This window comes from Pseudomonas sp. G3-39 (assembly GCF_054790485.1).
Genome location: NZ_CP186497.1, coordinates 103,269 through 126,149, shown reverse-complemented (window position 1 = coordinate 126,149; position 22,881 = coordinate 103,269). Strand labels below are relative to the sequence as shown.

Below are 22,881 nucleotides of genomic sequence, written 5' to 3'. Positions count from 1 at the left end.
TTTAACGGCCAATCACCCCTGCCACTTGCCACCCTCGACAATCACACTCTCAGGCTGGGTGTCATCGCTCAGTTCTTTACGCACATATTGGTCATACAGCTTGAGCAGATATTTCTCCTCACCCAACTTGGCCAGCTCGGTATTCACCCAGTCACGCAGCTCGACGTTGCCCTTCTTCACTGCCGGGGCAATCGGTGCTTCGGCGCCGAGTTTTTCGTCCAGCACGCGGTAGCCCGGGTTCTGCTTGGCCCAGCTGAACAGCACCAGATTGTCCTGCGCGTAGGCATCGCCGCGACCGTTGGCCAAGGCTTGCAACGACTCGGAATTTTTCTCGAACTTCAGCAGTTTCCAGTCCGGATGATTCTTGGTCAGCCAGATGTCGGCGGTGGTGCCGGTGGTGACGATGGTGGTGCGGGTCGCCAGGTCATCGAGTTTTTTCACCGAACTGCCTTGCGATACCAGTGCCTGCACCGCGACCTTGAGGTTCGGGTTGGTGAATTCAACCGCTTCCTTGCGCTCCGGGGTCACGGTCATGTTGGCGAGGATCAGGTCGACCTTGTCGCTCTGCAGGAACGGAATGCGGCTCGCCGGCTCCACGGCCACGAACTCGACCTTGTTCTCGTCGCCCAGCAGATCCTTGGCGAAACGCCGACCGATATCGGTGTCGAAGCCGACGTAGCGCCCGGCTTCATCGACGAAACCGAACGGCGGCTTGTCGGTGAATACGCCGACGATCAGTTTGTCGCGGGCCTTGATCTTGTCCAGGTAACCGGCTGGCGCGGTGCTTTCGCTGGCGACTTTCGGCTTGGCCGGTTCTTCGGATTTGTTGCAGCCGGCGAGCAGCGCGAGCCCCAGCAGCGGCAGTAAAAACAGGGATGACTTGGCAGTTTTCATAGCGGTTCCAGTTCCTTTGTCGGATTCGTTTCAGGCAGTGTTGCAACGAAGGAGAACTTCTCCAGAAACTGCTGCGCGCGTGCGGTTTGCGGGTTCGTAAAGAAAATCTCGGGCGGGTTCTGTTCAAGGATGCGTCCGGCATCCATGAACACGATGCGGTCGGCCACCGCGCGGGCGAAGGCCATTTCGTGGGTGACGATCAGCAGGGTCATGCCCTCGCGGGCCAGGCCCTGAATCACTTGCAGCACTTCCTTGACCATCTCCGGATCAAGGGCGGCGGTGACTTCATCAAAGAGCATGACCCGTGGGTTCATGCACAACGAGCGGACGATGGCGATGCGTTGCTGCTGGCCGCCGGAGAGCTGGCGCGGGAAGGCGTCGCGCTTGTCCGCCAGGCCCACCCGTTCGAGCAAGGCTTCGGCTTGCTGCTGCGCTTCACGGCGCTGGCGCTTTTGCACCTTGAGCGGGCCGAGCAGCAAATTGTCGAGCACGCTCATGTGCGGGAACAGGTGATAACTCTGGAACACCATGCCGATCTGCTGGCGCACGTCGCGCCAGTCGGTGGCCTTGTCCAGCAGCTCGCGGCCGACAAACTTCAGGCTGCCGCTGTGGGCTTCTTCCAGACCATTGAGGCAACGCAGCAGCGTGCTTTTGCCACAACCGCTGGGGCCGAGGATGACGATCACTTCGCCGCTGCGCACTTGCAGGTCGATGCCCTTGAGCACCTGCTGCTCGCCGTAGAATTTGTTGAAACCCTGAAACTCGACCAATGCGCTCATGCTTGCGTCCAGCGCCGCTCCAGCACGCGCGAAGCGGCCGACAGCGGGTAGCAGATGAAAAAGAAAAACAGAAACAGCGCGCCGTAGATCAGCACCGATTCGTAGGTGCGCTCGATGATCTGCTGGCCGACCTTGATCACATCGACCACGCCAATCAGCACCGCCAGCGAGCTGGTCTTGATGATCCGCGTATAGACGTTGATGGTCGGCGGCGTCATGCGCTTCAGTGCCTGCGGCAGCAACACGTAGCCGTACAGTTGCGCCGCGTTCAGGCCGATCGACAGCCCTGCTTCACGCTGCCCGCGCGGCAAAGAATGCAACGCACCGCGCGCCACTTCGCCAACCTCGCTGGCGCCCCACAGCGACAGCACCAGCACCGCGCACCAGAAGCTCGGCAGACTCAGTCCGAAGAAAATCGGCAAGCCGAAAAACAGCAGGTACAGCCAGACCAGCACCGGAATCGCCCGGAACAGTTCCAGATAGATCCGCAGGATCGCGTTCAGCCACGCCACGTTGAGCGTGCGCAGTACGCCGTAGAGCACCCCGCCAACGGTGCTGATAGCGATGCTCAGGAACGAGATCGACAGGGTTTGCCCGGCGCCTTTTGCCAGTTGCGGCAACGACACCCAGAGCAGTTCAAGACCCGAACTGGCCATGCTGGAGCCTCCTTTCCAGACGGCTGAGCAACAGCGACAGCGGCAAGAACAACAGCACGCAGATCAGCGTCAGCACGGCGAGCATTTCGTAGGTTTTGTAGTAGAGCGCGATGTAGCTCTTGGTGGTGTAGAGGATTTCCGGCACGGCCACTGCCGAGACCACGGTGGTTTCCTTGAGCAGGAAAATGAAATTGGCGAACAGCGAGGGCAGGCTGAGAATCCCCGCCTGCGGCAGGATCACGTAGCGCAGCAACTGGCCATGGGACAGGCCGATGGAGCGACCCGATTCCAGTTGCGCCTGCGGTACCGCATCGACGCCGGCGCGCAGCACCTCGGTGAGGTAGGCGCCGCCGAGAAAAGTCATGGTGATGATTGCCGCGGTAAATCCGGAAACCTGGATGCCGATGGCCGGCAAGGCGAAGTAGACGAAGAACAGTTGAATCAGCAGCGGCGTGTTGCGCGCCAGTTCCACATAAAGGCCCACCAGTTTTTGCAGGTACGGTGTGCGGAACACCAGAATCGTCGCGTTGAGCAGCGCCACCAGCAGCGACGTGCCGATGGCGATGAACCCGACTTGCAGCGTCACGCCCACAGCCTTGAGAAAGGCCGGCAGGGTACTGAGGATAAATGCGTAATCGAAAGTCATGAAGCATCCTGGACGTCGCTCGGTAAGCAACGGTCATGCAGTCCATGGACAGCGGGTAACTGTCCGGCAGGCGCTGACTTTATAGGTATAAAAACAAGAATTTAAATACCGTTAAAGCATATTGATATCACGCAAAAAACTATCCTGTGGGTTTGCCGGGAAGGAATAAGAAGGCTATTTTCCCTTGCGCTGTAGGAAGGATCTTTTTTGCATGAAAGCCCTCCAAGGACGAACAGCTTTTGGCCAGACTCCCCCGGCCAAACCATTACAAGGAAGACAACATGGACGTAAAAGTGCCGCAGCGACTGGATCCGCAGGACATCGTGAAATTGTTGGTGGCGTTGAGACGGGCGTTGAAGGCGCAGGTAACCTGAGGTCAGGATCAACAGCACCCTCACCCCAGCCCTCTCCCCGAGGGAGAGGGGGCCGACCGCAGTGTCTGGCGATTAACATCGACCTGAAAGATCGAGTCGATTATGGATTCGGCAGAAAACTTTCACGTCGGTGTACTTCTACAGCATCCCCCAATCAGTCCCCTCTGCCTTTGGGAGAGGGCTAGGGTAAGGGGCTTTTCAACGCACGCACAAAAACGCCGATGACCATCGCTGGCCATCGGCGTTTTCATACCTTGAAGGGGTGGTTCAAGCGTCGGATCAGAACGCCGGCAATACCGCGCCGTTGTACTTCTTCTCGATGAACGCTTTGACTTCCGGGCTGGTCAGGGCAGCGGCCAGTTTCTTGATGGCGTCGCTGTTCTTGTTGTCCTCACGGGCCACCAGGAAGTTCACGTAAGGCGAGTCAGCGCCTTCGATCACCAGCGCATCCTTGGTCGGGTTCAGCTTGGCTTCCAGCGCGTAGTTGGTGTTGATCATGTCCAGATCAACTTCTTTCAGCACACGTGGCAGCAGGGCCGATTCCAGTTCCTTGAACTTGAAGTTGTGCGGGTTCTTGGCGATATCTTTCGGGGTCGCCAAGGCGTTTTTCGGATCTTTCAGTTCGATCAGACCCGCCTTCTGCAGCAGGATCAGCGCACGGCCGCTGTTGCTGCCTTCGTTCGGGATGGCGATGGTCGCGCCGTCTGGCAGATCAGCCAGTTTCTTGTACTTGCTCGAGTAGCCACCGAACGGTTCAACGTGGACGCCTTGCACGGTCACCAGGTACTTGGACTTGTCGTCCTTGTATTTGCCGGCGTTGAAGCTGTCCAGGTAAGGCTTGGTCTGGAAGTAGTTGGCATCCAGACGCTTCTCGCCAACCTGCACGTTCGGCTGCACGTAGTCGGTGAAGACCTTGATTTCCAGATCCACGCCTTCTTTGGCCAGGGTCGGTTTGATCAGCTCGAGAATTTCCGCGTGCGGCACCGGAGTCGCCGCCACCACCAGTTTCTCGCCGGCCTGGGCCAGGGAAGCAGTCAGAGCAGCCGCCAATGCGGTAAACAACAGAACCTTTTTCATGCAGTGTCCTTATCGAGAATCACGGTCGCGAATGGCGACGGCTATTAATACGAGTGCCAGTGAAGTGCTATCTCTGGCGTGATGCGGACAATACCGGGATTTTTTATTCCCTGACAATAACGTTTATTCACTTTGATATTCCATTTCGTTCATACAGAAGCAAACGGCTACAACTGCTGGCTCAAACCAATCAGCAGATCTTTCAAAGCCTTACGTTCGTCGACGCTGCCGCCGATTTTGATTTGTGCCACCAGTCGTTCGATCTGAAGCTGCGGCCCAGACACCTCGGGCAGGTTCAGGTGCTCCGGTAGGATTTCGTCGCCAGTGCTGACCAGCAGCGCAAAGTGAATGACGTTTTCCAGCTCACGGGTGTTGCCCGGCCAACTGTGGCGCTCCAGCAGGTGCTGCGCCGCTTCGCTGATCAACGGCACCGGCAGATCAAGGCGCTGGCTGTAGATGCCGAGGAAATATTCCGCCAGCGACAGGATGTCGCCAATCCGCTCGCGCAGCGCCGGCAATTCCAGCTGACCTTCGCTGAGGTAGTGATAGAGCCGTTCGTGAAATTTCCCCGCGTCCACCGCTTGCGCCAGATCAATGCTGGTTGCCGCCACCAGCCGCACATCCACCGGGCTTGGCTGATGTGCGCCGACGCGGGTGACTTCGTGGTTTTCCAGGGCGGCGAGCAGTTTGATCTGGATCGGCAACGGCAGATCGCCGATTTCGTCCAGATACAAGGTGCCGCCGTTGGCCGAACCGAACCAGCCGGCGCGACTGCTCGCCGAACCGGTGTAACTGCCGGCGGCATAGCCGAACAGTTCGGCATCGGCGTAGGTCGGACTGATCGCGCCGCAATTGACCGAGACGAACAGACCGCTGCGATCACTGGCACGGTGGATGTGGCGCGCGAGCAGCTCTTTACCGGTGCCGGTCTCGCCACGAATCAACACCGAAATGGCACGCGGCGCCAGGTGTTCCAGCTCTTCGCGCAACTTGCGGGAGCGGGGATCGACGAACACCAGCGCCTTGGCGCGAATGCTCAGGGGACTTTTTTCCGCATCGGGAAAGGTCAGCAACGGCTGACCGAACGTTTCGAAACTCATGGCAGACTCCCGCCCAGAACCGCCGGCAGACGGGGGCGTTCAGAAAAGAAAAAGGTTCAAGCGCGACGCCGGGCGTGGTGTTCCATACGGTTTTGGAGGCGATACAGATAAGCGAAACCCTGCTCCCAGCGCTGATGCCCAGACTTGACGTTGATGTGCCCCGCCCCGGCAAGAATTCCCGCCTCGGCGCCCCAGTTGCGCGCCAGCTCAAGAGCGCGCGGAGCGCTGACGGCGGCGTCGTTGTCGGAACTGACCACCTGGCTGGGGAACGGCAACAGATCGGTCGGGATCGGCGCGAAATTGCGCAGTGCCGGCGCGCAGGCCGGACGCTCGACATCGGCAGGTGCGACCAGCAACGCACCGCGCACCTGACGCAGGTATTGCACAGGCGCGGTAGCCGCCCAATGTGCAACGGTGATGCAACCCAGGCTGTGAGCAATCAGGATCACCGGCGTGCTGTCGGCAGCAATCGCTTCGGCCAGCGCCGCGACCCAGTCTTCACGGCGCGGCGTCAGCCAGTCGGCCTGCTCCACGCGTGCGCTGTTGGGCAGACTGTTCTGCCAGTGGGTTTGCCAATGATCTTCTGGCGATCCTTGCCAGCCCGGCACAATCAGGTAGCGGATTGATTCGTTGCGCATGGGGAGCTCTCCTGCGTCGTGTCTGTTCCTGATCGAGTATAGGGACGGGATTTATATTCGTTAAGGAATAAGAAGCTATTTATTAAGACCCAAAAAGAATATAAGAGATTCATCTGTGGCAGCGGGCTTGCTCGCGAATGCGGTGTCTCAGTCAACATTGATGTCGATGCAGCTGACGTTTTCGCGAGCAAGCCCGTTCCCACAATAGGTCGGTGGTGAGGCTGGTTTTGCGGAATAAAAAAAGGGCCGCACCCTGCCAAGGAGACGGCCCCGGAAAAACGTAAATCCTGTTTACCGCGCAGTGATCACCGACAATTTGGTAATCCCCGCCCGTTCAATCGAAGCCATGGCCCGCGCCACTTCGCCGTAGTTCACCCCGTCGTCGGCCTGCAATTGCACGCGCACTTCCGGGTCTTTTGCCTTGGCCGACTTAAGGTTGAATTCCAGCAAGTCCGGCTGAATTTCATCCTTGTTGATAAACAGTTTGCCGGCGCCGTCGATGCTCACCACCAGCGGATCTTTCTGCTCGACCGGCGCCACCGCTTCGGTTTTCGGCAGGTTGATCGGGATCGCATTGGTCAGCAGCGGCGCGGTGACGATAAACACCACCAGCAGCACCAGCATCACGTCCACCAGCGGTGTCACGTTGATCTCGCTCAGCACCTCATCGCTGTCTTGCGTGGAGAAGGCCATATCAGGACGCCTCCTTCACTTTTGTCGCGTTGCCCGGTGCCGCGACCTTGTTCGCCGTCGGATGGATCAGCACGCGGAACGAGCTCTTTTGCGCCAGGCTGTAAAAGTCGTGGGCGAAGTCATCCAGATCCGCCGCCGTCAGTTTCAGACGACGCAAAAAGTAGTTGTAAACCAGCACCGCCGGCACCGCGACGGCGATCCCCACACCAGTGGCGACCAGTGCCGCGCCAATCGGACCTGCGACGGTTTCCAGGCTCGCCGAGCCTGCCGCGCTGATGCCTTTCAACGCCTCCATGATTCCCCACACCGTGCCGAACAAACCAATGAACGGCGACGTACTACCAATACTCGCGACTACCGCCAGACCGGTTTCCAGCGAACGCCGTTCGCGGACGATCTGCTGGCGCAAGGCCCGTTCGAGACGATCCTGATGGTTGATCGCCTGGCTCAGGTCATTGGCCTGCGGCGCCTCACCCACCTGAATCGCCGCGTAACCGGCTTGTGCCACCCGGGCCGCAGCGCCGGGTTGGGTTTCGCTCAACTCGGCGGCGGAATCCAGACTCGAGGCCGCCCAGAAGCGTTTATGAAACTTGCGATCCTGCGCCTTCAGACGACCGAACTGCACAGCCTTGAGCAGCGCCAGTCCCCAGGTGGCAACGGAAAAAACCACCAGCAGCCAGATCACCGCGCTTTCGATGGATTCCAGTGGAGAGGCCAGTAACGTCATGATGTATTCCCTCGTGTAAACATTTAGCGCGAATAGGTTTCGGTTTAATGAATCTTGAAATCGATGGGCACGCTGACCCAGCCGTCCTGGGCGACATCACCCTGCTTGGCCGGCACGAAGCTCCACTGCTTGACGGCATTAAGTGCCGCATCGTCGAGCTGTTGCCGACCACTGCTTTTCTGAATCTGGATCTCGCCCGGTTTGCCATTGGCCAACACGTGCACCCTTAACATCACCGTGCCTTCCCAACCGCGACGCTGGGCCAGCGACGGATATTCCGGCGCCGGATTCTTCAAATACGCGGCGTTGGCCGAAGCCGGCGTCACGGGCGCCGGGGCCGGTGGTGCAGGTGGCGCCGGGGCGGCAACCGGAGCTGCCGGTTGTGGCGGCGCGGGTGGTTGTTCAACAGCTTTCGGTGCTGGTTTCGGAACCGGTTTGGCCACCGGTTTCGGCTTGGGCTTGGGAATCGGTTTGGGCGGCGGCGGCTTTACGGCCAACTCGTCTTCAACCGGTGGTGGTGGCTCCACGACCGGTGCCGGTGGCGGCGGTTCGACCACCGGCGGCGCGGGTGGCGCCGGCCGCGAAAACTCGATGGTCATCGGCGGAATTTCCGGCGGCACGATTGGCAACGCCGGCGTCGGATGCTGGTTGATCCAATAGATCACCGCGCCGTGCACCAGCAGCGCCAGCACGCCGAGCAGAATGGTTTCACGGCGGCTCAGAATGCCCTTGGGCGCACGCTGCAAACGCAGCTGCCCCAGCGGCACACGATGCGGCCGGCCGAGATCGACCAGTTCGCCACTCGGCGTCTGACGCCACAGCAATTCCTGTGCGCTGGCGGCGGTCTGGACATTGCCCATTGATTCACTCCCTGCGGTCTTTTTGCGAAGTACCCGACCGGTCGCCGCAAACATCCCCCGGGCGACCGGTCGTTGGGTGAATCATTGGAGCAATCGCTTATCTCCGAAAGTAACTTTTATCGATGTGTTTAGATTTTTTACGAATATAGGTTTTCGTAGATTGTCGCAAAGCCACGGCCTGCAAGGGCTGGCGCCGAGGGCTGAATTTACAATGCTTTTCAAGCATGAAAATTATTCGGCGAAGGCATGCGAAACCCGCTCATTTCGCGCTTCTTCAGCGGTTTTGCCGGATGAATTCCAGGCCATTCAACCCGATGTTGCCCATCATGTCCGCCGCGCTGCCCAGTGCCCGCAAGCGTGTGTAGGCCTGATCGGGCGAGAACATCACCCAGGCTTGCGCCGTGCCATCGGCCGTCAGCGTATTGAAAGAGATAGCAACCGGGCCTGTTGAAAAACCATGTCTGAAATGGAAATTGCCAAATGCGATCGGGTACTCGATGCCGGACAGCGACAGGGTTCCGGTGAAACTGCCGGTGCGGTCATCGCCTTCGGTCAGGGTCAAGGTTGTATCTGAAGGTTCATGACGATAAACGCCGTTGATCTTGGACATGTGCAGCATCCTTGCTGGGTGTTTTGAGAGAGAGAAACCTGGCGCGGGCTGCGCCTCATGCATGGCGAACGAAGTCGCCCGGCAGGCTGCTGACCACGCCGTCATAGGTAACGCGCACGCAGTGCCCCTGCAGTTCATGAGTGCCGCGACTTGGCGAGAACAGGGTCAGGGCGAAATAACCGTGATCCTGGTTATTGGCAATCAGCGTGACCACGGTTGGCGGCTGGTAGCCGTTGAGGCTGGCATAACTGCCACTGACAATGCCGTAGTTGATGCCTTGGTGATGCAACGTGCCGCCGAAGACCCCGGTGCGGTCATCGGAATCGACAATGGTCAGAGAGGGCCCATCGAAGGTGTTGGAATAAAGCGCATTTTGCATGTAAGCGTCCTGCTCGAATGATTGAGTTCACCTCGAGCTTAGAATCAGACGCCAGCAAACGCTGTCATCCATAGGAAGCGCAACCAACATGAAAATGACTTATTTCATGTAAGAAAAAAGCCGCCATGCTCAATAGCATGACGGCTTTTTTGTGACACAAAATTACTGTTTAACAAACTCTCCAGCCAGACTAACAACATCACCATCAAAGTTGGTGCGCGAACCCGCCGCACGAACTTTCGAATAGGTGTGATCCGGCGAGAACAGCGCCCAGGATTGATAACCCGTGCCGTCATTCAGAGCCGCGAAGGTGATGATCGTAGGCTGCCCGGTGCTGTTCTGGAAATGGTAATGCCCGTAAGCGATGTCGTAGTTCACGCCGTTCTGGTTCAACTTGCCGCTGAAGGTGCCGTTGGAGTCGTTGCCATCGGTAATCGTCAGTTTGGCGCCAGCGTTAGCGTTTACATAAGTTCCATTAATGCTCGACATAACGTGATTTCCTTTATCGTTGGATAAGTGTCTTCCGATGAGAGCAAGTTCCCTCCTGGAAACTCACGACACTCAGGATGGTTGGCCATTCACTTATTGTCCACGCGACTTTTCAACGAAATTGCAATAAGCAGTATTCAAACCGCACATAACTTATCGCCATTCATTCGAGCATTAATTCCTTTTCAACTAACGACTGGCACTGGTCTGCTGCACTGCCGATGTCGGGGCAATCACGGCGGTCTCGGAGCGCGGCGTACCCTTCGGCACCCAGTCGTAACTCACGGGCAACGCCCGATAGACCCAGTTGCTGATCGCGTCGCTGCCCGGTGCTTTACCCAGATAAGGACTGACGTATTCCCAGACGTTTTCGCCGCCGGCCGTGACCTGGAAAAAGCGCCCGTTCATGCCTTCGTCGATCAGCGTATTGCCGTTGGGCAAACGTCGCGCGCTGCTGATGAACGAGCTATAGAACGCCCACCCCGGCTGCTTCGAATTCGCCGCGCTGTACTGCCAGACGATTTCATTTTTCTGCGGGTCGATTTCCAGTACTCGCGAGCCGGAAATCAGCCCGAGGGTGACGTTCGGATACCCCGCCGAACCCTGGTTGTCGAACACCAGCAGGTTGCCCGCACCGGGCAGCCCGACAGGGATGATGTGCGCGTCGTGCTGGCCGACAAATTGATCCACCGGACGCGGCAGTTTCTGTGCGGTTTTCGGGTTGATCAGCGGCAGGTTCGGGCCGAGGCGCCAGACCACTTTGCCGCTGTGTTTGTCGATGATTGCGATGAAGTTGGCGTTGCGTGAATCGAGCAACAGGTTGTCTGGATTGAAGCGCTTGTCCCCGGCATCGAACCACTTGTTCGGCCCGACCACGCTGAGGTTGTTGATGTGCAGGTAATCCGGGTTGTCGCTGGCGCGCACCAGCTTCAGTTGCTCCTGGGTGAAGCCGAATTCGTTGAGGTGTTCCGAGGCCAGCCACTGCCATTTCACCTGCCCGTCGGGGCTGACTTCGTAGATCGCATCGTCGATCACCTCGGGCACTTTGAAGCCTTTGACCTTGTGCACCTTGTTCGCCAGCACCACGGTATTGCCGTTGCTCAGGCGTCGCTGATCATGGTGTTGCTGCGCGGAGCCACCGGGCGCCTTGTCGCCCCACTGCCAGACAACTTTGCCGTTCCAGTCCAGCTCGCCGACGCTCTGATTGCCCAGGCCGTTACCGGCGGAGCCGAGCTTGCCCGGATCCTTGTCGCTCAGTTGCAACAGCACATGCCCGCGCTCGCCGCCGACCAGTTGCGGGTCGATGATCGCCGACGGAAACCCCGCCTGCGGCCAGGTTTTCACCTCGTTGCCGTTCATGTCGATCAGGTGCGTCTGCTTGTCGGCACCACTGAAAATCACGTATTGGTTGAACGCCTTGTTCGGGTCGTAGCGGGTGACGCCGGTCGGGTACACGCTGGGTGCGGCGAACACCGAGGTACTCAACGCTGCGCCGGATAACAACAGCGCTAAAGCGGTTTTGCCTGGCAACATGATGCAGCTCCTTGAATGACAGATCAGAAGTCGTAGCGACCGGTAACGCCGAGGGTGCGCGGCGTACCGAGCAGGCCTTCATAACCGCCGTTGCCGCCGGTCCACAGGGTCGTGTAGTAGGTCTTGTCGAAGGCGTTTTTCAGCCACAGCGAAACGTCCCACTGGCCCTGATTGAAATCGCCGCGCAGACCGGTGGACAGGTTGACCACCGCGTAGCTCGGGATCTGCCCGTAGTCGGAATCTTCGACCGTGCCCACCGCTTTGGAGCGGAACGCGTAGCTGCCGGTGACGTAGGGTTGCAGACCGTTGGCCAGATTCCATTCGTATTTGCCGTTGGCGTTGCCGATCCATTTCGACGCGCCGACCACCTGGTGCCCGCTGAGGTCGCAGGACGCCGGTGCGCCCGGTGCCTGGCTGACTTCCGGTGGGCACGGCGCATCTTTGTACGAGAGGTAGCTGACGTCGTTGTACGAGCCGTTGAAGTTCAGGGTCAGGCCGCGCAACGGGATCACCGTGCTTTCGAATTCGACGCCGCGCGAGCGCACCGAGCCGGCGTTGGTCAGGTATTGCACGCGGTTGACGTCGTCGTAGGCGTTGGTCTGATAGGCGTTGACCTGAGTCCAGAAAACGTTGGCGTTGAGTTGCAGACGCCGGTCCCACAAGGTGCTTTTGAAACCGAGTTCGGCGTTGTTGGCGCGCTCGGTGCCGATCAGCAGCGAGTCGGCGCCGGCGGTTGGCGCCGAACCCACTGCGAGGTTCACCCCACCGGATTTTTCGCCGTGGGACAGCGTGGCGTAGCCGAGTAGATCATCGGTGATGCGATAGCTGAGGTTGAGCAATCCGGAGGGGCTTGAGCTGTACTGATTCAGATCGCCGGAATCGTATGCACCAGTGCGTCCGCGGCGTGCCGTGGCCGCTGCGCCGGTGACAGTGGCACCACCGACCGGCGCATCGCGGGTGACCCAGGCGTTCTTCTCTTCATAGGTGCCGCGCACCCCGGCGGTGAAGTCCAGGCGCTCAGTGAGGTGCCAGGTGCCTTGGGCGAACAGGGCGAAGCTGTCGGTCTTGATGTGGCCGTTGCCGACGCTGCCGACGTTGGCCAGCGCACCGCGTGGCGTGCCGTTCCAGATGTCGGCCTGCGGGCCGTAATAGGCGAAGGATTTGTTGTCCAGATCCGAGCCGAAGTAGTAAGCGCCCACCACGTAATCGAAGAACTCGCCCTTGGGCGAGGCCAGACGAAATTCCTGCGAGTACTGTTTGTCTTCGACCGAAACCCCGGCATTGTAGGTCGCCGCAACGTTGAGACCGTCGTCGTTGGCCGGGGTGAAATTCCAGAAGCGATAGGAGCTGATCGAGGTCAGGGTGAAATCGCTCGGCAGCGTCCAGTTGGCCTCCACCGACGTGCCGCCCTGATGCACGGTGACGTGCTGGTCGTTGTCCAGATTGACCTTGCGGTGCGAGCCGTTGACCAGCGTCGCGCCGGCGGCATTGGCCCGCGATTGGTAGAGGTTGACGCCGTTGATGGTCGGTCCGGTGTTGTACAGCACGCGCGTGCCGGCGCTGGAGTCCTCTTCGTTGTAATCGCCGATCCAGCGCAGATTGAAATCTTCGTTGGGCTTGAACAGCAATTGCGCACGGAAGCCATCGCGCGAGCCTCCGTTCAGCTCATGGCCGTTGTATTCGTTCTTTATATCGCCGTCGCTGCGGGTGCGATAGGCCGAAAAGCGCCCGGCCAGTTCATCGTTGATCGGCCCGGAAATGGTGCCCTTGGTCTGGAAGTAGCCGTCCTCGCCGAACGAGGTTTCGATGCTGCGCTCAGGGGTGAACGTCGGTGCGCGTGTGCTGATGTTGATCACCCCTGCGGTGGTGTTCTTGCCGAACAGCGTGCCCTGCGGCCCGCGCAGGACTTCGAGCTGTTCGATGTCCATCAGGTCGAACACCGCCATCCCCGGACGACCCAGATACACGTTATCGATGTACAGACCGACGCTGCCTTCCAGGCCGTCGCTCGCCGGGTTGTTGCCCAGGCCACGAATCGACACGCTGGACTGGCGCGCGTGCATGTAGGCGACGTTGACGCTCGGCACCAGTTGCTGCAAATCCTGAATCCGGTAGACCCGCTGCGTCTCCAGATTCTGCCCGCTGACCACGCTCATCGGCGTCGGCACGTCTTGCGAACTTTCTTCGCGCCGGCGCGTGGTGACGGTCACGGTTTCCAGCTGCGAGCTGTTGGCCGCCGGTTTGCCGGCCGGCGCCGGTGGCGGTGCTTCGGCCTCGGCGGCGTAGCTGTGAGTCCAGCTGGCGCTCCCCGCCAGCAACAGGGCCAGAGGCAGGCGTTTGAGCCGTCGTGGCGTTAAGGGTGACGCATGGTTCAACGGACTCATGGCGCGGCTCCTGGTCAAAAAACACACAGACATCTTCAGCGCTGCATATTCTTTTCGGTTATTTATTTATGGATTTACAAATATTTACTGCATAAGAGATTGCCTTTATAAGGAGTCGACCTAATGCATATCCAATGCATTTCCCGGATATTTTTTATGTGAAAAATGCATATCGACTTGCGCCAACTTCGTCACTTCATCGCCCTCGCCGAACAACGCAGCTTCGTCGCCGGCGCGCAGGCGGTGAACCTGTCGCAGTCGGCGTTCAGCCGCAGCATTCAGGCGCTGGAACACAGCGTCGGCTGTCAGTTGGTCGATCGCGGGCGCAAGGATCTGCCGCCGACCAAGCAGGGTCAGGTGCTGCTCGAACATGCACGGCGACTGGTCAGCGGCGCGCAGCAGATGGCCAACGAGATCAGTCAGTTCAATGGTCTGGAGGCGGGCGAGTTGCGCTTCGGTTGCGGCCCGGCGCCGGCGGCCGGATTGATCCCGCGCGCGATCGGCGCGTTCATCGGGCGCTACCCGAAAGCGCGGGTGCAATTTCAGGTCGATGACTGGCAGAGCCTGAGCAAACGCCTGCTCAGCGAGGAGTTTGAGTTCTTCGTCGCCGACACTCGACACTTCGAGGCCGATCCGGATTACCTGACGTACCGCTTGCGGCCGCGCAAATGGCATTTCTGTTGCCGTGCCGGGCATCCGTTAGCGGCATTTGAACGGGTTTCGGCCGAGCAATTGATGAGCTATCCACTGGCAGTGAGCATTCGTCCGCCGAACTTGCGCAAGGTCATCGTCGACCTCAGCGGCCGCCCGGATTTCACGCCGAATGTGGAATGCGAAAACAGCTCAAGCCTGCTCAGCGTGGTGCTGCGTTCGGATGCGATCGGCATTGTCGGGGCGTATTCAGATGCGCTGCATCAGGCCAAGGGTGAGCTGGTGTGTTTGCGGATCGACGGCCTGGCGGATGATCTGGAAGAGCTGTACACCCGCTATGGGATTGTCAGTCGGGCGGGGTATCGCTTGTCGCCGCTGGCCGAGGCGATGATTGAGCAGATCAAGGCGATTGATGCGGTGGATGAGGAGGTGTGTTCGCTGGAGAATTTTGCAGTCTGATCCACCGCCTTCGCGAGCAGGCTCGCTCCCACAGAGTTAGCGTCGATCACAAATTCTGCGCTCACCACAATCCACTGTGGGAGCGAGCCTGCTCGCGAAGAGGCCGTTACAGGCGCCAATGCAATCCCCGCATAAAACCCATTCCCCAAATGCACTTGCCGAACACCCCCGCCGAAAGCGACAACCCTCGCCTGTCTTTCTGACCGGTGAATCTCATGTCCAATCCGCAAAACCCTGTGCGCAATGTGCTGTACATCATGTGCGATCAGCTGCGCCGCGATTACCTGTCCTGTTACGGTCATCCGCATCTGCACACGCCGAACATCGATCGCCTGGCCGCCGCTGGCGTGCGCTTCAGCCGCGCTTACACCCAGGGCACGATCTGCGGCCCGTCGCGGATGTCGGCCTACACCGGGCGCTACGTCAGCAGCCATCAGGTCACGTGGAACGCCGTGCCGTTGCCGCTGGAAGAACTGACGATCGGTGATTACCTGCGCCCCCACGGCATCCGCACCGCGCTGGTCGGCAAGACCCACGCCACGGCCAATGTCGACGCCCTGCAGCGTCTGGCGATCAACCCGGACAGCGCGCAGGCCGAAGCGCTCAACGAGGTCGGTTTCGAGCCGTACTTCCGCCACGACGGAATCTTCCCCGACGACCCGCTGTTCGACGACAAACGCGAGTCCGCGCCCTACACCCATTACCTGCGCGAGCAGGGCTTCGCCGGGCGCAACCCCTGGCACGACTGGGCCAACGCCGCCGAAGGCGAGAACGGCGAAATCCTCAGCGGCTGGCACATGCGTCATGCGCATTTGCCAGCGCGAATTCCCGAGCAGTTCTCAGAGACTGTCTACACTACAAATCGAGCCATCGACTTCATCACCGAGCAAGGTGAGAAATCCTGGTGTTTACACCTCTCCTACATCAAACCGCACTGGCCCTACATCGTACCGGCGCCATACCACGCCCTGTACAGTACGAAATCGATTCTCGAACCGGTCCGCGCGACGCCCTCCGAAGCCAGCAAACACCCCGTATACACGGCGTTTCGCCAGCATGAGGAAAGCCTCAACTTCTCCCGTAACTCAGTACGATTGAATGTAATCCCCACCTACATGGGCCTGATCAAGCAAGTGGATGATCAGCTCGGGCGGCTGTTCGATTTTCTGCAGAGCAACGGACGTTGGCATGACACCTTGATCGTGTTCACCAGCGATCACGGCGACTTCCTCGGCGACCACTGGCTGGGCGAGAAGGAGTTTTTGCTGGAACAGGCAGTGGGCGTGCCCCTGATCGTGCGCGACCCGCGCGCCGCGGCGGACATCACTCGGGGCACGGTGGATGAGCGGCTGGCGGAAACCATTGATGCCTTGCCAACGTTTCTCCAGGCGCTGGGCCTTGCGGGCGCCGAGCATCGGCTGGAAGGACACTCGCTGATCCCGCTGTTGCACGGCGAAAATCCCGACTGGCGCCGCTACGCCATCAGCGAATACGACTACGCCTTTCAGGCCCCGGCACGCGAGCGACTTGGCCAGCCGATCGACCGTTGCCGCATGACCATGGTGCGCAGCGAGCGCTGGAAATACCTGGCGTACGACGGCTTCCGGCCGCAACTGTTTGATCTGCTGAATGATCCGCAGGAGTTGCGCGATCTGGGTGATGATCCGGCCTACGCGGCGGTGCGCGAAGAGCATGCGGGGTATCTGTTCGAGTGGGTGCGCGGGTTGAAGCGGCGGACCACGATCAGTCATCAGGAGATTGATTTGCGTGGACAGCGGTTTCGCTATGGCGAGCCGGAGACCGAGAAGGTCGTGAAGATTGGCGTTTGGTGAATTAAAAGCTTCACGAGCAGGCTCGCTCCCACAGGGCCATATGTTGTTCACATCCACTGTGTTCAACACATTTCCACTGTGGGAGCGAGCCTGCTCGCGAAAGGGCCCGATCAAACGCCGCCGATATCAAGCCCTTTGATGGTTTGACTACGCTGTCCCGAAGCCCCAACCGGCACTTCACCCTTGAGCGTCACCCGCCGCACGATACGATCCTGAGTGCCGTAATCATCAATCGCATAATGCTGAGTCGAACGGTTATCCCAGATCGCCACATCACCGGCCTTCCAGCGCCAGCGCACGGTGTTTTCCTGACGGATCACATGGCTCTGCAACAGGCCAAACAAATGTGCCGAATCGGCTTGCGAATAGCCCTTGATGCGTTTGACGAAGTGCCCCAGCAACAAACTTTTCTCGCCGCTGATCGGATGCACACGCACCACCGGATGCTCGGTCTCGTAGACAGTCGAGGTGAAGACCTTGCGATAGCGCTCCAACTTCTCCGCCGACACGTCCGGCTTGGCCCCGGCGTAGTCGTATTCATTGCTGTGCACGGCGACCAGTTTGTCCGCCAGCTCACGCAGCTCGCTCGGAAGTTCGTTGTAGGCGGTCGCGGTGTTGGCCCACAGCGTGTCGCCACCGAAGGCCGGCGCCACCACCGAGCGCAGGATCGAGGCTTTCGGGTAGGCGTCGACGAAGGTCACGTCAGTGTGCCAGGAGTTGGCGCGCTGGCCTTCGGCCCCGTCCAGCTCCAGCAGATAACGCGTGCCTTCACGCACCGGTACGGTCGGATGCGCCACCGGCTCGCCGAGCAGATGGGCGAAGGCTTCCTGGCGCTGATCGTCGAGCTGGGTCTGCTCGCGGAAGAACACCACCTTGTACTGGATCAGCGCTTGCTGAATGGCTTCGACCGTGGCGGCGTCCAGTTCACCGGACAGGTGCACGCCACGAATCTCGGCGCCGATACGGCCGGCCACCGGATGGATTTCCAACGCGTGGACAGCAGGTTTTACAGCGAGTGCGGCATTGCTCATGGGTAGACCCTCATCGACTGCTTGCGGTTAGGCGGCAGCGAAACATCGCTCTATCTATATTCCATTTACATCTAATAGATATTCACATGCTTCGTTGACGGAATAAGAGCTTGCATTTAAAACCTCAAGCAACCCTCGTCGCAAATGCCTTCGAGCTATTTTTAGGATGCCGGAAAAGCATATGGATCTTCGCCAGTTGCGCTACTTCATCGCCCTCAACGAACACCGCAGTTTTGTCCGTGCGGCGGACGCGATGGGCATCACTCAACCGGCGTTCAGCCGCAGCATTCAAGGGCTGGAGCAGGAGTTTGGCTGCGTGCTGGTGGATCGCGGCAACAAGGATCTGCGCCCGACACCCGAAGGCCAGGTGGTGCTGCAACACGCCCTGACCCTGGTGCAAGGCGCGGCGCTGCTCAGCGCGGAAGTGACGCAGATGACCAAGCTCGATGCCGGAGAACTGCACTTCGGCTGCGGCCCGGCCCCGGCGGTGAAACTGGTGCCGGACGCGGTGGCGCAATTCATCAACGCGCACCCGAAAGTGCGCACCTGTTTTCAGGTGGATAACTGGGAAAAACTCAGCCGTGCGCTGAGCCGTGAAGAGATCGAATTCTTCATCGCCGACATCCGCCACTTCGAAGCCGACCCGAACTTCCAGACCCAGGCCCTGACGCCCAAGCGCGGGGTGTTTTTCTGCCGACCCGGGCATCCGCTGCTGGCCAAGGAAAGCCTGTCGACCAACGACATGTTCGACTACCCGCTGGCGACCACGCTGATCCCGCCAGGGATTCGCAAACTGCTGGCGAACCTCAGCGGCCGGATCGATTTTTCCCCGACCATCGAGACCGAGCATTTCCCGGCGCTGGTGAAAGTGGTGCTGCAATCGAATGCCATCGGCATCGGTACGGAAGAAGCGTTTTACGAGGACATTGCCCAGGGTTCACTGGCGCTGCTGCACTGGCGCAATCTGCCGCAGAATCTGGAGAGCATGAACGCGCGCTGCGGGATTGTCAGTCGCACAGGATTTCGCTTGTCGCCGGCAGCAAGAGCGATGATCGAGACGTTGGTGGCGGTGGATAAACAGGCAATCAGTGTCGCGGTTTGAGGACGCCTTCGCGAGCAAGCCCGCTCCCACAGGGGATCGTTGTGAATGCAAAATCTGTGTTCACTGAAGATCCCTGTGGGAGCGGGCTTGCTCGCGAAGAGGCCCGTCCAGACACTGGAGATTCAGAGCTTGGCCGCCGCCAGTTCAGGCGCCACCCAATCACTGACCTTGAACGGCTTGCGAATCAGCTTCTGCTGCGCCGCCAGATCCACCGAGTCCTGTAACTTGCCGAGGAACACCGGGTCCAGCGTCGACGGGAACACCTCGCTGAGTTTCTGATCCGCCAGATCCTGGGTCAGGATCACCGGTGGATAACTCGCCAGCCCCGACACCAGTTGCACATAAGCGTCCTTGTTGCTGTCCTGGGTCAGCCACTCCACCGCCTGCTGCTGCGCCTTCAGCAGTTTGGCCACGACCTCCGGGTGCCCGTCGACAAACTTGCCGGTGCCGACCAGCACTGACTGCACACTGCCGGCGCCACCCAGATCCTTGGTATTGAGCGGCAATTCCGCCAGCCCCTTGGCTTGCAGCGCCGTCAGCCCTGAACTGCCCCACGACGCGTCAATCTGTTTCGCCGCCAATGCCGCGACCGCCCCGCTGAAGTCGAGATTGATCACTTTCAGATCCTTCTCGCTCAAGCCCTGACTGGCCAGCGCCGCATCGAACGACAGCTGCGTGGCGGTGCCACGGAAGATCGCCACGCGCTTGCCTTTCAGATCCTGCAGGGTCTTGATCCCCGAGCCCGGCACCACGCCCAGATATTGCTTCACCCCACGCGCACTGGCGCTGAGTAGCCGCGTGTCGAGGCCATTGGATTTGCCGATGATCGCCGCGAGGTCGCCCAGATACGCCAGATCGACCTGACCATTGGCAAACGCTTCGTTGATCACCGGCCCGGCGCCCTTGAAGAAGCTCCACTGAATCTTGATGCCCTGATCGGCGAAGGCTTTTTCGAAGATCTGCTGATCACGCAGCACGTCTACCACACCGCCGCCGCTGTGCTGGGTGCCGGCGCTCAGGTCAGGCACGGCGATCCTGATTTCCTTGAGCTCGTCAGCCTGCGCGTTAAACGCCAGCAGGCCCGCCAGTGCCGGAATGGCAAACAGACTGAAGACTCGTTTGAAGGGAAGGTTCATGGGTACGGCTCCTTGATCACGACAGGCGTTGAGGAGCCGAAAGTAGGCCGAAGCAAGACCTTCGCTTAAATACTATAAATGCACATTTTTATAGCTTTTTGCGCTAAGCAAGCAATGACGAGGGCTGCAGCGGCGTATGCATTAACAGCATCGAAAATATTCTTCGAATGCATTGGATGCGCGTCGCGCTGCAAGCCTTAAATGGTCTGACTTATCTCTCAATAGAATTGATTTGAATTTTTATAGATCGATTTTGCATACACCGCTAGCCAATTGTGGGAGCGGGCTTGCTCGCGAAGAGGCCGTGTCATTCACCATCATCGGTGCCTGACACTCCGTCTTCGTGAGCAAGCCCACTCCCACACAGGCACAGCGGTTCGCCATGCAACCCGACAACGGAGGTCACCCATGGCCCGTGATTCCCTGCTCAGCCTGCCGCTTCCCGCGCCACCTCTGAAAAGCCGGCGCGCGTGGCCGAGCCTCAACCAACGTCTGTTGCCATGGCTGTTGCCGATCAGCCTGTTCGCTCTGTGGTGGCTGGCCGCACGCAATCAATGGATGAGCGAGCAGATCCTGCCGGCGCCATCGCTGGTGTGGAACAGCGCCATCGAGCTGTCCCAGGGCGAGTTGTGGAGTCATTTGTGGATCAGCCTGCAACGTCTGCTCTGGGGCTTGCTGGCAGGGATCTCAGCTGGTGCGCTGCTGGGTGCCGCGCTGGGCTTCAGCCGTCGCCTCGAACGCCTGGTCTTCCCGACGTTCGCCGGTCTGGCACAGGTACCGACGCTGGCGTGGATTCCGCTGTTCATGGTGTTTTTCGGCATCGGCGAAGTGCTGAAACTGGTGGTGCTCATCAAGGCCATCGTGGTGCCGGTGACCCTGCACACCCTGGTCGGCGTTCGTGATGCGCAACCGAAACTGCGCGAAGCCGCCGCCGTATTGCGCCTGCCGTCGTATTTGCTGATCCGGCGCCTGGTGCTGCCCGCTGCACTGCCGGCGTTCATGGCCGGCGTGCGTCTGGCCCTGGCCGCTGGCTGGACTTCATTGCTGGCGGTGGAGCTGTTGGCGTCCAGCGAAGGCATCGGCTACCTGATGGTCTGGGCACGGCAACTGTTCATGCTCGACATCGTGTTCGTGTGCATCGTGGTCATCGGTGTGCTCGGTGTCGCGATGGATCGCGGCATCGGTTTTCTCGACCGCAAACTGGTGCACTGGCCGCACCCGGCGACTGCGGAAATCCGCCGAGGCCCACGTTATCAAGGCTGGCAACGGCTGCAACCGTGGCTGTTGCCCCTGAGCCTGATCGGCGTCTGGCAAGTGGCGAGCGATCAGCAGTGGGTCGATGTGAATATTCTGGTCAGCCCGCTGGCGGTACTGGAAACGACCAGGAACGGTCTGCTCGACGGCACGCTGATCAGCGGCATGGCCTTGAGCCTCGGTCGTACCCTTGGCGGGTTGCTGCTCGGCGGCGGACTCGGTTTCGCCCTCGGCCTGTTGCTGGGTCTGTCGCGCACCAGCGAACGGCTGCTCGGCCCGACCCTCGCCGCCATTCGCCAGATCGCGATTTTTGCCTGGGTGCCGCTGCTCACCGCGTGGTTCGGTTTGGGTGAATTGGCGAAGTGGGTATTCGTCGCCCTCGCCGCGTTTTTCCCGCTGTTCATCGCCACCCAACGCAGCGTCGCCAACCTCTCGCCACAACTCAACGAAGCCGCGCAGGTGCTGCGCCTGAGCCTCGGTCAGCGCCTGCGCCGTCTAGTGCTGCCGGGGGCGGCGCCAGGGATTTTCGCCGGGCTGCGCCTGAGCCTGATCTACGCCTGGCTCGGCACCATCGGCGCCGAATATTTCATGCCGTCCAACGGCGGCATCGGCAGCCAGATGATCGGCGCCCAACAACTGCTGCGCATGGACCTGATCATGGCCGCGATGCTGCTGGTCGGCCTCACCGGCGCCCTGCTCAACCTCGTCGGCCAACGCCTGGAAATTCGCGCTACTCGCTGGAGACACGCATGAACGCACCGATTGTCAGCTTCACCCACGTAGGCAAATCCTTCGACGTCGACGGTTTCGAACTGGAGGCGATTCGCGAATTCAACCTCGACATCGCCGAGGGCGAATTCGTCGCCATCGTCGGCTCCAGCGGTTGCGGCAAATCCACCTTGCTGCGTTTACTGGTGGGTCTGGATACGCAGTTTCGCGGGCAGATCAGTGTCGATGGCAAAGCCGTCAGCGGCATCGGCGGCGAGCGCGGCATCGTGTTTCAGGAGCATCGGCTGTTCCCGTGGCTGACCGTGGCCGACAACATCGGTCTGGGCCTGGTCAACGAGCCGCTGAGCACCGCCGAAAAGCAGCAGCGCATCAACGATTTCATCGATCTGGTCGGCCTGCGCGATTTCACCCGCGCCTATCCGCACCAGCTCTCCGGCGGCATGGCCCAGCGCGTGGCGATTGCCCGTGGACTGGTCGCCAGCCCACGGATTCTACTGCTCGACGAACCCTTCGGCGCACTCGATGCGCTGACCCGCCAGCAGATGCAGGACGAGCTACTGGCGATCCGCGACCGGGCGAAAATCACCACGATCCTCGTCACCCACGACGTCGAAGAAGCGATCTTTCTCGCCGATCGCGTGGTGGTGATGGAGCCGCGTCCGGGACGGATCAAGCAAGTGGTCGACATCGCCTTGCCGCACCCGCGTCAGCGCAGCAGTTTCGACTTCCATCAGTTGCGCGAAGAGCTGCTGCACGAACTGACCAGTGACGACCATTACCAACCGAGCCTGCCGGTCCAGATCCGCGATCTGCCGCTGTCGTTCATTGCCTGCTGAGAGGAGCTTTTC

General features: G+C 60.0%; 22 protein-coding genes. 5 read left to right on the top strand and 17 right to left on the bottom strand.

Going from position 1 to position 22,881, the window contains the following annotated elements; genetic code table 11:
• Positions 1-12: 12 nt before the first annotated feature.
• The 15 genes from ACOYXG_RS00490 to ACOYXG_RS00420 form a co-directional block, all read right to left on the bottom strand.
• Positions 13-894, bottom strand: coding sequence for a transporter substrate-binding domain-containing protein (locus ACOYXG_RS00490; protein WP_460355273.1), 882 nt, complete (start codon positions 892-894; stop codon positions 13-15).
• On the bottom strand, positions 891-1,673 hold the full coding sequence (locus tag ACOYXG_RS00485) for an amino acid ABC transporter ATP-binding protein (RefSeq protein WP_460355271.1): 783 nt from the start codon (positions 1,671-1,673) through the stop codon (positions 891-893). Before ACOYXG_RS00485 ends, ACOYXG_RS00490 begins: the two co-directional genes overlap by 4 nt.
• A complete protein-coding gene (locus ACOYXG_RS00480; protein WP_095137883.1) occupies positions 1,670-2,329 on the bottom strand; it encodes an amino acid ABC transporter permease in 660 nt (219 codons plus the stop codon). Before ACOYXG_RS00480 ends, ACOYXG_RS00485 begins: the two co-directional genes overlap by 4 nt.
• Positions 2,310-2,975: an amino acid ABC transporter permease gene (locus ACOYXG_RS00475; protein ID WP_027611173.1), complete on the bottom strand. Its 666-nt coding sequence runs from the start codon at positions 2,973-2,975 to the stop codon at positions 2,310-2,312. Before ACOYXG_RS00475 ends, ACOYXG_RS00480 begins: the two co-directional genes overlap by 20 nt.
• Before the next feature lie 653 nt (positions 2,976-3,628).
• Positions 3,629-4,426 carry a MetQ/NlpA family ABC transporter substrate-binding protein gene (locus tag ACOYXG_RS00470; RefSeq protein ID WP_027611172.1) on the bottom strand — a complete coding sequence of 266 codons (798 nt, stop codon included), beginning with the start codon at positions 4,424-4,426 and terminating at the stop codon, positions 3,629-3,631.
• A gap of 167 nt (positions 4,427-4,593) precedes the next feature.
• A complete protein-coding gene (locus ACOYXG_RS00465; protein WP_460355266.1) occupies positions 4,594-5,526 on the bottom strand; it encodes a sigma 54-interacting transcriptional regulator in 933 nt (310 codons plus the stop codon).
• 56 nt (positions 5,527-5,582) lie between these two features.
• Entirely contained in the window at positions 5,583-6,164 is a 582-nt protein-coding gene (locus ACOYXG_RS00460; protein WP_003220572.1) for an alpha/beta hydrolase, read from the bottom strand.
• Positions 6,165-6,455: 291 nt separating this feature from the next.
• The gene (locus ACOYXG_RS00455; RefSeq protein WP_003220570.1) at positions 6,456-6,857 is read right to left on the bottom strand and encodes an ExbD/TolR family protein; all 402 of its coding nucleotides are present in this window, start codon (positions 6,855-6,857) and stop codon (positions 6,456-6,458) included.
• A 1-nt stretch (position 6,858) separates the two neighbouring features.
• Positions 6,859-7,584: a MotA/TolQ/ExbB proton channel family protein gene (locus ACOYXG_RS00450; protein WP_096797442.1), complete on the bottom strand. Its 726-nt coding sequence runs from the start codon at positions 7,582-7,584 to the stop codon at positions 6,859-6,861.
• Positions 7,585-7,628: 44 nt separating this feature from the next.
• Positions 7,629-8,444 carry an energy transducer TonB gene (locus ACOYXG_RS00445; protein ID WP_096797441.1) on the bottom strand — a complete coding sequence of 272 codons (816 nt, stop codon included), beginning with the start codon at positions 8,442-8,444 and terminating at the stop codon, positions 7,629-7,631.
• Between the two features lie 274 nt (positions 8,445-8,718).
• Entirely contained in the window at positions 8,719-9,054 is a 336-nt protein-coding gene (locus ACOYXG_RS00440; protein WP_097086847.1) for a hypothetical protein, read from the bottom strand.
• Between the two features lie 55 nt (positions 9,055-9,109).
• On the bottom strand, positions 9,110-9,433 hold the full coding sequence (locus ACOYXG_RS00435; protein WP_460355261.1) for a hypothetical protein: 324 nt from the start codon (positions 9,431-9,433) through the stop codon (positions 9,110-9,112).
• Positions 9,434-9,595: 162 nt separating this feature from the next.
• Positions 9,596-9,922 carry a hypothetical protein gene (locus tag ACOYXG_RS00430; protein ID WP_096797777.1) on the bottom strand — a complete coding sequence of 109 codons (327 nt, stop codon included), beginning with the start codon at positions 9,920-9,922 and terminating at the stop codon, positions 9,596-9,598.
• Between the two features lie 189 nt (positions 9,923-10,111).
• Entirely contained in the window at positions 10,112-11,455 is a 1,344-nt protein-coding gene (locus ACOYXG_RS00425) for an aryl-sulfate sulfotransferase (RefSeq protein ID WP_097086845.1), read from the bottom strand.
• A 23-nt stretch (positions 11,456-11,478) separates the two neighbouring features.
• On the bottom strand, positions 11,479-13,839 hold the full coding sequence (locus ACOYXG_RS00420; protein ID WP_460355257.1) for a TonB-dependent receptor: 2,361 nt from the start codon (positions 13,837-13,839) through the stop codon (positions 11,479-11,481).
• A gap of 165 nt (positions 13,840-14,004) precedes the next feature.
• Here ACOYXG_RS00420 and ACOYXG_RS00415 point away from each other — a divergent pair, with 165 nt between their 5' ends.
• Positions 14,005-14,949, top strand: coding sequence for a LysR family transcriptional regulator (locus tag ACOYXG_RS00415; protein WP_027611164.1), 945 nt, complete (start codon positions 14,005-14,007; stop codon positions 14,947-14,949).
• A gap of 215 nt (positions 14,950-15,164) precedes the next feature.
• On the top strand, positions 15,165-16,781 hold the full coding sequence (locus tag ACOYXG_RS00410; protein ID WP_414888203.1) for an alkaline phosphatase family protein: 1,617 nt from the start codon (positions 15,165-15,167) through the stop codon (positions 16,779-16,781).
• Positions 16,782-16,891: 110 nt separating this feature from the next.
• Here ACOYXG_RS00410 and ACOYXG_RS00405 read toward each other — a convergent pair whose 3' ends face one another.
• A complete protein-coding gene (locus tag ACOYXG_RS00405) occupies positions 16,892-17,812 on the bottom strand; it encodes a TauD/TfdA dioxygenase family protein (RefSeq protein WP_027611162.1) in 921 nt (306 codons plus the stop codon).
• Positions 17,813-17,993: 181 nt separating this feature from the next.
• Here ACOYXG_RS00405 and ACOYXG_RS00400 point away from each other — a divergent pair, with 181 nt between their 5' ends.
• A complete protein-coding gene (locus ACOYXG_RS00400) occupies positions 17,994-18,914 on the top strand; it encodes a LysR family transcriptional regulator (RefSeq protein ID WP_096797773.1) in 921 nt (306 codons plus the stop codon).
• A gap of 122 nt (positions 18,915-19,036) precedes the next feature.
• Here the strand turns inward: ACOYXG_RS00400 and ACOYXG_RS00395 are convergent, their stop codons facing one another.
• A complete protein-coding gene (locus tag ACOYXG_RS00395; protein WP_096796899.1) occupies positions 19,037-20,050 on the bottom strand; it encodes an ABC transporter substrate-binding protein in 1,014 nt (337 codons plus the stop codon).
• Positions 20,051-20,458: 408 nt separating this feature from the next.
• Here ACOYXG_RS00395 and ACOYXG_RS00390 point away from each other — a divergent pair, with 408 nt between their 5' ends.
• Together ACOYXG_RS00390 and ACOYXG_RS00385 are read left to right on the top strand one after the other, a co-directional pair.
• Positions 20,459-22,057, top strand: a complete 1,599-nt coding sequence (locus tag ACOYXG_RS00390; RefSeq protein ID WP_460355250.1) for an ABC transporter permease — start codon at positions 20,459-20,461, stop codon at positions 22,055-22,057.
• Complete coding sequence (locus ACOYXG_RS00385; RefSeq protein ID WP_027611158.1) at positions 22,054-22,869, top strand: ABC transporter ATP-binding protein; 816 nt, start codon at positions 22,054-22,056, stop codon at positions 22,867-22,869. Before ACOYXG_RS00390 ends, ACOYXG_RS00385 begins: the two co-directional genes overlap by 4 nt.
• Positions 22,870-22,881: the final 12 nt, after the last annotated feature.